Raw genomic sequence first — 10,382 nt, 5'->3', positions numbered from 1 at the left:
ATGCTGATCATCGAGTCCACCTTCCTCGACTCGGAGACGGATCAGGCGCACGAACGCGGCCATCTCACGGCGCGTCAGGCGGGCGAGGTCGCGCGTTCCTGCGGTGTGAAAACCCTTGTTCTGACTCATTTCTCGGAGCGCTACACCGAAAGCGAGGACCACCTGTTCATCGAGCAGGCAGACTTCCCCGGCGCCGTCCTCGCCCACGATCTCGACCGTGTCGCCCTCCCGCCGCGACGCACAGGCGAGTGAGGACAGCCGCGGCACACCGGCCGCGGCTGTCAGCGAACCTAGAAGCCGAAACTTCCGGTCGAGGGCGTCGCGGCCGGTACGGTGACCGTGACCAACTCGGAGAACGCGAACTCGGCGCCGTTGACGCAGCCACCGCGGGCGGTGATCGTGGTGCCGGGCTCGAGACCGTCGAGCGAGGTCACGACCGTCTTGCCGGGGTCGGCCAGCGATTCCGGGGCGCTGTCACCGAAGAACACGTGGTTGTTCTCGGGACCGACGCCCGCTTCGGCCCAGCACTGCCCCCGGTCGTTCGGGTTGCGCAGGGTGGCGGTGACGGTGCCCGCCGCGGTACCGGCGAAGCTGATCTCGGGCGCTACGAACGGGGTCGCCGCGCTTGCGGGCGCGCCGGGACCGAAGGCGACAACCGCGGCTGACGCGGCGAGGATGGCTCCAGAAATTCGTCTGTTCATCACATGTTTGATGCTGCACCACAGAGGATTTCGAAACAAGGACGGCGGTGCCCCAGCAATCGGGGGCTGGCGCCTCAGCGCGAAGCTCGGCGCGCTTCGAGCCCATCCAGGATCAGATCCAGACCGAAACCGAACTCGCTCGAGTAGTCGTACCCCGGTCGCAGTGCGTGGTCGACGATCATCTCGGTGAGATACGGCAACTCGCCTGCCGGAAGGTTCGCGAGGATGCCGCCCGCGACTTCCTCGACGTCGGCAGGCACAGACACGGGCAGGTTCGCCTCCTGCAGGACGAACCCGCCGACGTAGCTGTCGATCAGCGAGACCGCGTGCGCGGCCATCGGCAGCGAGAACCCGGCCTCGCGAAGAACTCCGAGAACAGCGTCGTGATGACGCAGCGTCGCCGATCCGGGATTCCGGCGGGAATCCATCAGCCCGAGCGCCCAGCTGTGTCGCGCCAGTACCGAACGCGCCGAACAGGCCCTGTCGCGGATCGCCTCCCGCCACTGCGCACTGCCCGACTTCGGCAACTCGATCGCCGCGAACACCGCGTCGACGACCCCGTCGAGCATCGCGTCCTTGTTCGGCACGTGGTTGTAGAGCGACATCGCCTCCACGCCCAGCTCCTGCGCCACCCGCCGCATCGTGATGGCCTCCACTCCCCCACGGTCAGCGACCCGGATCGCGGCCTCCAGCACACGATCGCGGCTGAGCGGTTGCCGTACAGGCATGGGACCTCCTCGGTGACGAAGTGTTGACAACCTTACAGGTGTAAGTCAGCCTTACATGTGTAAGTCACACCGACCCGAACAAGGGAGCACCTAATGCCTATGCCGATTTGGTGGGGCCACATCAACAAGCGCGTCTTCAACCCCCGCGCTGTCGCAGGCGGAAAATGGCCGGTCCTCACCCACACCGGCCGCTCCTCGGGAAAGACCTATCGCACCCCACTCGACGCCCACCCCGTCGACGGCGGCTACCTGTTCGTCCTCGTCTACGGATCAGCCTCGGACTGGGTGCAGAACATCCTGGCCGCCGGCACCGCGCAACTCCGCAAGGACGGCCGGGAAGTAGCCCTCACCGCACCCCGCGTCGTCGGCAGAGACGAAGCGTTCCAGGCACTTCCCCCGGAGATCCCCCGCCCACCGAAACTCCTCCGCATCACCGAGTTCCTCCGCATGGACCTCGCCGACTGACCTCGACCGGCCGGTCACGATGAACGCCGCGGCGCACGGTTCAGGGTTCAGCCCACATCCCGTCGCAGCCAGGTGACTTCCGCGCCGACGTTGTCGGTCCCTTGACGGAACGCCTCGAGATCCTCGTCCCAGGGTGCGCCCAATGCTCGGTCGAGTTCGGTGGAGAGGTCGAAGGTTCCGTGGACGTCCAGTTCTTTGGCGGCTTGGAGTAAGGCGCGTAATCGCATCTCGCCCAGCATCACGTCACCGTTGGCGCCGGTGGATCCGTGCCAGAGGCCGAGGGCGGGGACGAAGCTGTAGCGTTCGCCGTCGACGCCTTCGCTGGGGTCCTCGGTGACTTCGAAACGGAGTACAGGCCAGGTGCGCAATGATTGGGCTATCCGGGCCGCGGTGCCGACGGGGCCGACCCAGTCGCTGCTGGCGCGGAGTTGTCCGTCGGCCGGTTGGGTGTTCCAGCGCAATTTCGCGGGGGACGACAGCGCGGTGGACAGCGCCCATTCCACGTGAGGGCACAACGCGGCGGGCGATGAGTGGATGTAGACCACACCCGCCGTCGCGTCAGCGAACTGACTCGATGCGCGCACTTACCAACACCTCCAGCCTCGACAAGGAACGTCTTCCCCAACGGCCCGTCGTGGTCTGGCGTGGCACGAGTGTACTGAAGTGTGCGGTGTTGCGCGTGTTACTTTACTGCGTGTTATGTGTCTCTGCGATAACGGAATCGCTGAATTTCGGCCACGCCGCTCTGGCCCAGTCCCCGAAATTCTCGTCGCTCAACGCGATTGTCGCCACTCCGATTTCCGGATCGACCCAGAGGAACGTGCCGGACTGCCCGAAGTGCCCGTAGGTGCGGGCGGAATTGGTTGTCCCCGTCCAGTGCGGGGTTTTCCCGTCGCGGATTTCGAATCCCAATCCCCAGTCGTTGGGGCGCTGGGAGCCGTATCCGGGCAGGACTCCGTTGCGGTCGGGGAATTGCACCGAGGTCGCGTCGTCCACAGTTTGCTGAGATATCAATTGAGGTGTCAGCAACTCGGCGGCGAATAGCGTGAGGTCGGCGAGGGAGGCACTGCCCGCATGGCCGGCGGAACCGTCGAGGACCGCCGTGCGCATACCGAGCGGCTCGAAAACCGCCTCGCGCAGATACTGCGGGAATTCGATCCCGGTGTGCTCGGTGAGGAAATCGGCGAGCAGTTCGAAGCCCGCGCTCGAGTAGATACGCCGGGCCCCTGGTGCGGCGAGAACTTCGGGCGTGGCGAACGCGACGCCCGAGGTGTGGGCCAGCAGATGCCGCACGGTCGAACCGGGCGGACCCGCCGGTTGGTCGAGTTCGACCGCACCTTCCTCGAGCGCCACGAGGGTGGCGTAGGCGACGAGCGGTTTGGTGACCGAGGCCAGCCGGAACACCCGTTCGGTGTCGCCGATGCTCGACACCGTGCCTGCGGTGACGACGGCGGCGGCGGCGTTCTCGACCGGCCAGTGCTGAACCTGCTGCAACGATCGCATATCGGCAGCGTACGAGACGCGGCTACGATCGTGGACACCATGAGTCCCGCACCATCGATCCACGGCGACGTGGCGGCCGGTTTCGGCCCCGTCGCCGACGCCTTCCGCCGCAACTTCACCGAGCACGGCGAGATCGGCGCCGCCGTCGCCGTCTACTCCGGTGACCAACCCCTGGTCGACCTGTGGGCAGGCCATCGCGACCGCAAGCGCGAGGTGGCCTGGGAGCGCGACACGATCGTGCCGGTGTTCTCCTCGTCGAAGGGAATGTCGGCGTTCACCCTCGCGGCGGCGGTATCGCGGGGGCTGCTCGACTACGAGGCCCCGGTGGCGAAGTACTGGCCGGAGTTCGCCGCGCACGGCAAGGAGCGCATCACGGTGCGTCAGCTGATCGACCATCAGGCCGGGCTGTCGGGACTGGACCGGATCGTGAAACTGCGCGAACTGGTCGACCGCGACGCCCTCGGCGAGCTGCTGGCCGCGCAGAAGCCGGCCTGGGAGCCGGGCACTCGGCACGGTTATCACGCGCTCACGCTGGGGCTGTATCAGAGCGAACTGCTGCGGCGGGTGGATCCGGCGGGCCGAAGTCTCGGGCGATTCTTCGCCGAGGAGATCGCCGCCCCGGTCGGCGCCGATCTGTTCATCGGACTGCCCGAGACCGAGTCGATGGACCGGGTCGCCCAGCTCTCGGCGACCAAGGGCTGGGACATCTGGCGCTATGAGTGGCGCGATCTGCCGCTGCGCATCGGCGGTGAGGTCTATGCCAAGCGCGGATACTCCTATGCGGCCCTGACCAATCCGCGCCCCGGCGCCCCCGCCCGCGCCGCGCGACGGGAGTTCCTAGAAATCGAATGGCCCGGCATGAACGGCGTCGGTAATGCCCGCGCGCTGGCGAAGGTCTACGGCGCCGCCGCTGGCCGCACCGGTGTGCTGCCGATCAGCGAGGACGTTCTCGACCTGCTGGCCGCCGCCGACACCGCCGACGATGTGCCCGCCGACGACCTGGTGCTGCACACCAAGAGCCGCTACCACCTCGGTTTCCGCAAGTCGCGCGGCACGTTCCGCTTCGGCTCGGACAAACGCGCGTACGGCACCACCGGTCTGGGCGGCTCCTTCGGATTCGCCGACCCGGCAACCGGAGTGGGCTTCGGCTACAGCATGAACCGCCTCGGTATGGCGATTCTCGACGATGTGCGCAGCCGCAACCTGCGCGAGGTCGTCGTGCGGTGCGCCGCCTGAGTCCACGATCCGAACCGACGAGCACCACGCTCGCCCGGTGTTCCCCGAAACGAACACGGGCGAGCGTGGTGACCTCGATCAGTGTGCGGTGACGCCGGTCAGCTCGTTCGGCGTGGCGGCCAGAGTGGCGCTGGCGGTGATGTTTCCGGCGGCCAGGTCGACACGGTGCACCTGCTTGGACGCGGGGTCGCTCACGTAGGCGACGCCGTCGCGAACGAACAGGTTCGGGCGGGCGACCTGCCAGTCGAGCGGCTCCTGCCAGCTGCCGATCACGGGAATGGTGCGAACCACCGCACCCGCGACGGGGTCGATGACGTGGATCTTGCCGTCGGTGCCCAGCACCAGCGCCTCACCCTGCGGGCCGCGGGCCAGCGAACGGAAGGTGTAGCTGGTGCCGATATCGACCAGTCGCAGCGTGCCGTCGACGGTGTTCACCAGCGAAATCTGCTGCGGGCGTTCGAGTTCGGCGTCTTTGTCCTGCTTGTAGTCACCGAGCACGATCGGCGACGCGTCGCTGCCGGACATGTTGCCGATCCGCCCGTAGGCGGTGGGGCTGGTGACCTTGGTGATCTTGCCGTCGCGGTAGACGACGGCGCCGGTCTGGCAGCCGATCACGACCGCCTCGCCCTGGGCCGCCGCTTCGCCGTGCACACCGGGGCAGTCCTCGTTGCGGGTGAGCTCCTTGCGGTCCTTGTCGAGCGCGACGACGCCGACCCGCTTGTCCTCGGTGCCGAGGGTGAGCACCATGTTCCCGTTGCTCAACTCGATCGCGACACCGTGGTGCGGGGCGGCGGCCTTGTAGACCTCCGTCGGCTTACCGTTGTCGACCTGCGCGGTGTCGAGGACGGTGACCTCACCGGAGCCGTCGGCGAACAGCACCGTCTTACCCGCGTGCCGGACGACGTGGCCCGGCTTGGCTGCCGGGAACTGGGTTCCGGTGAACGCGGCCTCATAGGCGTCGAAGACGCGGAAGCCGTCCTTGGTCGACACCATCAGATGATCGTCGTCCCCGACCGGGTTGAGCCGGTTGTAGCCGTCGATCTTCACCTCGCCCCGCTGGGCCAGTGACGCGCCGTCGAGGACGTAGATGCCGCCGTCGTAGGTGAGGGCGATCGGTTCGGCACCCGGCGCGTGCGGGTGGTCGTGACCGGAATCTGCTGTGCCGCAACCGCTCAGCGCCATCACCGAGGCGAGTGCCGCGGACAGGGCCACCATGGTGGTGGTCCGTGACCTGTTCATGTAGTGCTCCATCTCTTGTGCGTGCATTACGTGCTGGGCCCGGATAGACCACGGGCGATGGCCTCGGTGTTGGCGCGAGCCATCTCCAGATAGGTGGCCGCGCCGCCACCGGGCGCGGTGAGCGACTCGGTGTGCAGGGCGATCACCTGCACCTGTAGCCCGGTGTGTTCGGCGAGGACACGCGACAGCCGATCGGGCTGTGCGGAGTCGGCGAAGATCGCGCGCACGCCCGCGGTCCTGATCGCGGTCGCGAGGTCGTCGAGATCGGAGGCGCTCGGCGAGGCCAGGGTGGTGCCGCTGGGGATCACCGCGCCGATCACCCGGAATCCGAATCGCTGTGCGAGATAACCGAAGACGTGATGGTCGGTCACCAGCTGCCTGCGCTCGGCCGGGACGGCGGCGAACCGATCGGTCATCCACCGGTCCAGCTCGTCGACCTCGCCGAGGTAGCGCTGCGTGTTCGCCCGCACTGTGTCGGCGTCGATGCCGTCGACCCGGGCGAGCACCTCGGTACTGATCGCCTCGACAGCCGTGCGCACCCGGCGCGGATCGGTCCAGAAGTGCGGATCGGGTTGTCCCGCTGACTCATCGGAGGTGTAGGTGATCGGATCCACCCGCTCGGCCACGGCGAGGGTGGGAACCCCGGCACTGGCGGCAGCCCCCACATGCCGGGCCACGCCTTCCTCGAGCCCGAGCCCGTTGTGCACCACCAGCGCGGCTCGCTCGATCTCGGCGGCTCGACGTGCGGAAATACCGAACGAATGCGGATCGGCCCCCGCCTGCATCAGCACCGTCACCGGCACCGTGTCACCGACAACGGCCCGGGTCAGATCGCCGAGGATGTTGGTGGTCACCACGATCCCGGACCGCTCGGCTCCGCTGTTGCACGCACTCACCAGCGGCACGAGCAGGGCAGCCGCGAACAGGAGCGGGACTGCGCGGCGGATCGTCTCCGTAATTCGACGAATGTCGCGGCGGCGCCACGGTATCGATGACACGGCAGTTGCCCACCGTCGGCTCGAGGGGAGCACGTGAGAGATGTGCGCGCGCTTCACAGGCCGGTCTCCACCATCAGCGAGGGCGCGATGTCCAGCGAGAACGTGCGCGCGACGCGAAGATTGTCGTTGTAGGCGATCTCGTGGACGGTGCGCGCCCGAGAGTCGTTGATGTAGGCGCGCTCCGGGTCGACACTGATCACCGGATCTCCTTCGACGGGTCCGGCGAGGAGCGCGGTCCGCGTCGTCTCCGTGCCGGTGACGGGGTCGATGCCGTGCAGCACGCCATCGCGGGTGAGCACCAGCAGCGGCGATCCCTCACCGGCGGTGTTCACCGCGACCGCGCCGGAGATCGCGACACGAGCCCAGGTCTTCTTCCTGATGTCGAGCGTCCACACACCATCGCGGCCCGCGAGCGCGGTCAGGGTGGTGCTGCCGGGGCGGTGGGTGAAGGCGCTCGCCCGGTCCGAAGTCTGCGCCGGATAGGGAATCTTCTCGGCGACGACCTCGCCCTCGCGCTGCGCCACCACGACCGCGCCGTCGGCACAGCCGAAAACTACTCCGCGCCTGGTCACGGCCTGCCCTCTCGGCTGCGGACACATGGCAGCCTGCACTCGCCCGGCCGCGCCGTCACGCCCGCGCACCTCGACTCGACCCGAGCTGTCAGCCACCACGATCCGCTCGGCATACGGCACCGCGATGCCCTCGATGCGGCGTTGCGTCTGGACGGCGCCGCCGTCCAGCGCCGGACGGTCGAACAAGATCGACGCACCGGAGTCCAGCACCACCGACGCGACGGCAGCATCGCTGTACGCCCCGACAACCCCGCGGGCGCCTTCCGGTGCGGGAGAAACACTTGCGGCGCCAGGCCCGGTAGTCGCACCACTGTCGGTCGCGGCAATCGCACCGATCTCCCGCACGGGGGCCTTGTAGTAGTGCCGGTGGTCGCCGTGGTCGACGGTCCACGCCCCGCTGTCCACGACCTGGATAGACCCACCTGAACTCAGGTACGCGAAACGCCCGTCCCCCACCGCTCCCACAGTCGACACCTTCTGGTCGCCACTGCTCGGTGACGGCGCAGCACCACCTGGTGCACTCGAATGCGGTTGCGCTCGAACACTTTCCGGCGAACCGGCGGCAACTGTCGTGACCTCCCCACTCGACAGATCGATCACCCGTACAGCCCCGGCCCCGTCGGCGACAACCACGCGTGTCTGAGCCTCGCTCATCTCCTCCGCGCCCGCGACGAACCCGTGCGGCGCCGTCTCCTCGACGATCGGCACCTCCGTTGCCCCGCAGCCGACCAACGGCACAGCGGCGAGCGCGACCACGCCCACCCGACCGACCCGTTCCCGCACCGCGGAAACGAGCGCGGACACGAAGAACGCGCCGACGGCCACCGCCGCGATGGTGGCCCCCGCCGCGGTTCCCGCGTGCCACGAAATGACCAGTCCCCCTATGGTGGACAGCCCACCGATCAACGCGGCAATCGCCATCACCACCGGCACCCGGTTCGACCAGAACACCGCGGCGGCGGGCGGTGCGATCAGCAATCCGAAGACCAGCAGCGTCCCCACGACATGAAACGACGCCACGATCGCCAGGGTCACCAACCCCACCAGCGCCGCGTGCGCCGGCTTCGGACGCAGGCCGAGGGTGTGTGCCTTACGTGCATCGAAGGTCAGCGCCACGAACGCGCGATGTCCGAGCACCGCCACCACCAGCGCGACGCCAAGGGCCGCAACGAGATACCACAGGTCGACGGCACGCACGGCGAGCACATCACCGAACAGGAACCCGGTCAGATCCACCGCGAAGGACTGCGACCGCGACACGATGATCACCCCGGTCGCGAGCATCCCGACGAACAACAGCCCGATCGCGGTATCCGGCGCGAACCGCTTGCCACGGCTGAGCAGCGACACTCCGGCGGCCATCGCGGTGCAACTGATCGCGGCGCCGATCATCAGGTTCCCGCCGAGCAAGGCGGCGACCGCGACGCCGGGCAGCATCCCGTGCGCCATCGCGTCGCCGAGAAATGCCATGCCGCGCACCACCACCCAGGTCCCGGCGAGGGCACATACGCACGACACGAGCAGCCCACCCCACAGCGCGCGTTGCACGAAAGCCACCTCGAACGGGGCGAACAGCCAATCCATAGCGCGAGACGATATACTGAAAATGATTATCGTTTCAATCGAGGTGAGATGCAGCACACAGATGACGCAGCAATCCGGATCGAGCGGCTGACCGCCGGTTACGCCCGGCGGCCCGTACTCCACGAGGTGACGGCCACGATCCCGCGGGGGCAGGTGACCGCGATCGTCGGACCCAACGGCTCGGGGAAATCGACCCTGCTCGGCGTTCTCGCCGGCACCGTGGCGGCACAGGAGGGGACGGTGCACCGGTCCACCACCCGGCGACCCGCCTTCGTGGTGCAACACACGGCGATTCCGCCGACGCTGCCGATCACGGTGCGAGAAGTGGTCGCGATGGGGCGCTGGGCGCACCGCGGACCGTGGCGGCGTCTCACCCGCGCGGATCGCGAGATCGCGCGCACCTGTCTGGAACGAATGGAGCTCGCCGACCTGGCGACCCGGCGGCTCGACACCCTCTCGGGCGGTCAACGCCAACGTGCCCTGCTCGCACAGGCTTTGGCGCAGGAGTCCGATCTACTGCTGCTGGACGAGCCGGCAGCGGGCTTGGACGAGGCGTCTCAGACCGAGATCTCCCGGGTTCTGACGCAGATCAGCACGGAAGGTGTGACTGTCGTCCAGGCCACCCACGACCTGGACGAGGCGAGCCGGGCAGACCACTGTCTGCTGCTGCAGGACGGGCGACTGAAGGCCGCGGGTCATCCGGAGAAAGTGCTGGTCAGAGCCTAGAGTCGAGGACATGACCGAGAAACCCGACTCCGTCGACGCCTATCTGGCGGCCCAACCGCCGTCGGAGCGCGCTGTCCTGCAGCGGATCCGCGAAACGATCCACCGCGCGGTGCCCGACACGGGCGAAAAGATCAGCTACGCCATCCCGGCCGCCACCATCGACGGCCGGGTGTTCATCTTCTTCGCGGGCTGGAAGTCCCACGTGAGCGTGTACCCCGTCCCCGAGGGGGACGAGGCGCTCGAGAAAGCCGTCGAGCCCTACAACTCGGGTCGTGGCACCTTGAAATTCCCACTCGGCGAACCGATTCCGTACGACCTGATCGCCCGGGTCGCGGTCCGCCTCGCCGAGCGGGCGGGCGGGCGGGCAAGAGCTGACTACCAGTCGGCTTCGGTGAAGCGGATGATGCCGCGGATGTTCTTGCCGTCCAGCATGTCCTGGTAGCCCTGGTTGATCTCTTCGAGCGAGTAGCTGCGCGTGACCATGTCGTCGAGATTGAGCTGGCCGGCCTTGTAGAGCGAGAGCAGGCGCGGCGCGTCCTGGCGAGCGTTGCCGCCGCCGAAGATCGTGCCCTTCACCGTCTTCTGCAACATCGACAGCAGGAAGCTGTTCATCTTGACGTCGCCGGCATC

At 67.8% G+C, this 10,382-nt stretch carries 11 protein-coding genes and 2 pseudogenes; 5 read left to right on the top strand and 8 right to left on the bottom strand.

Annotated elements, in window-relative coordinates; genetic code table 11:
- A pseudogene (locus ACFWF3_RS11125) lies at nucleotides 1–252 on the top strand (ribonuclease Z); the annotation flags it as partial.
- 38 nt (nucleotides 253–290) lie between these two features.
- On the opposite strand, the gene ACFWF3_RS11120 reads toward ACFWF3_RS11125, so the two are convergent.
- The gene (locus ACFWF3_RS11120; protein ID WP_379313516.1) at nucleotides 291–701 is read right to left on the bottom strand and encodes a hypothetical protein; all 411 of its coding nucleotides are present in this window, start codon (nucleotides 699–701) and stop codon (nucleotides 291–293) included.
- Between the two features lie 74 nt (nucleotides 702–775).
- Nucleotides 776–1,429, bottom strand: a complete 654-nt coding sequence (locus ACFWF3_RS11115; protein WP_379313515.1) for a TetR/AcrR family transcriptional regulator — start codon at nucleotides 1,427–1,429, stop codon at nucleotides 776–778.
- A 93-nt stretch (nucleotides 1,430–1,522) separates the two neighbouring features.
- On the opposite strand from ACFWF3_RS11115, the gene ACFWF3_RS11110 reads away from it, so the two are divergent.
- Nucleotides 1,523–1,894, top strand: a complete 372-nt coding sequence (locus tag ACFWF3_RS11110) for a nitroreductase family deazaflavin-dependent oxidoreductase (RefSeq protein ID WP_379313513.1) — start codon at nucleotides 1,523–1,525, stop codon at nucleotides 1,892–1,894.
- 47 nt (nucleotides 1,895–1,941) lie between these two features.
- On the opposite strand, the gene ACFWF3_RS11105 is transcribed toward ACFWF3_RS11110, so the two are convergent.
- Together ACFWF3_RS11105 and ACFWF3_RS11100 are read right to left on the bottom strand one after the other, a co-directional pair.
- Entirely contained in the window at nucleotides 1,942–2,478 is a 537-nt protein-coding gene (locus ACFWF3_RS11105) for a DUF3145 domain-containing protein (protein WP_378996331.1), read from the bottom strand.
- Nucleotides 2,479–2,581: 103 nt separating this feature from the next.
- Nucleotides 2,582–3,397, bottom strand: a complete 816-nt coding sequence (locus tag ACFWF3_RS11100; protein ID WP_379313512.1) for a serine hydrolase domain-containing protein — start codon at nucleotides 3,395–3,397, stop codon at nucleotides 2,582–2,584.
- A 39-nt stretch (nucleotides 3,398–3,436) separates the two neighbouring features.
- On the opposite strand from ACFWF3_RS11100, the gene ACFWF3_RS11095 reads away from it, so the two are divergent.
- Nucleotides 3,437–4,633 (top strand): serine hydrolase domain-containing protein, encoded by a 1,197-nt coding sequence (locus ACFWF3_RS11095; RefSeq protein WP_379313511.1) that lies wholly within the window; start codon nucleotides 3,437–3,439, stop codon nucleotides 4,631–4,633.
- A gap of 78 nt (nucleotides 4,634–4,711) precedes the next feature.
- Here the strand turns inward: ACFWF3_RS11095 and aztD are convergent, their stop codons facing one another.
- The 3 genes from aztD to aztB all read right to left on the bottom strand — a co-directional run bounded on the left by aztD (nucleotide 4,712) and on the right by aztB (nucleotide 9,083).
- Nucleotides 4,712–5,872: a zinc metallochaperone AztD gene (gene aztD, locus ACFWF3_RS11090; protein ID WP_379313510.1), complete on the bottom strand. Its 1,161-nt coding sequence runs from the start codon at nucleotides 5,870–5,872 to the stop codon at nucleotides 4,712–4,714.
- Between the two features lie 26 nt (nucleotides 5,873–5,898).
- The gene (gene aztC, locus ACFWF3_RS11085) at nucleotides 5,899–6,798 is read right to left on the bottom strand and encodes a zinc ABC transporter substrate-binding protein AztC (protein WP_379313517.1); all 900 of its coding nucleotides are present in this window, start codon (nucleotides 6,796–6,798) and stop codon (nucleotides 5,899–5,901) included.
- Nucleotides 6,799–6,923: 125 nt separating this feature from the next.
- Nucleotides 6,924–9,083 carry a zinc ABC transporter permease AztB gene (aztB, locus tag ACFWF3_RS11080; protein WP_379313509.1) on the bottom strand — a complete coding sequence of 720 codons (2,160 nt, stop codon included), beginning with the start codon at nucleotides 9,081–9,083 and terminating at the stop codon, nucleotides 6,924–6,926.
- Here aztB and aztA point away from each other — a divergent pair.
- Together aztA and ACFWF3_RS11070 are read left to right on the top strand one after the other, a co-directional pair.
- Complete coding sequence (aztA, locus tag ACFWF3_RS11075) at nucleotides 9,075–9,752, top strand: zinc ABC transporter ATP-binding protein AztA (RefSeq protein WP_379313508.1); 678 nt, start codon at nucleotides 9,075–9,077, stop codon at nucleotides 9,750–9,752. The genes aztB and aztA overlap by 9 nt on opposite strands.
- 10 nt (nucleotides 9,753–9,762) lie before the next feature.
- Nucleotides 9,763–10,194, top strand: coding sequence for an iron chaperone (locus ACFWF3_RS11070; RefSeq protein ID WP_379313506.1), 432 nt, complete (start codon nucleotides 9,763–9,765; stop codon nucleotides 10,192–10,194).
- Here the strand turns inward: ACFWF3_RS11070 and ACFWF3_RS11065 are convergent.
- Nucleotides 10,128–10,382, bottom strand: a pseudogene (locus tag ACFWF3_RS11065) (alcohol dehydrogenase); the annotation flags it as partial. The gene ACFWF3_RS11070 and the pseudogene ACFWF3_RS11065 overlap by 67 nt on opposite strands.

The sequence above is a fragment of the Nocardia sp. NPDC060220 genome (genome assembly GCF_042727815.1).
Classification (GTDB): domain Bacteria; phylum Actinomycetota; class Actinomycetes; order Mycobacteriales; family Mycobacteriaceae; genus Nocardia.
This window is presented reverse-complemented; position numbering and strand designations above follow the sequence as displayed.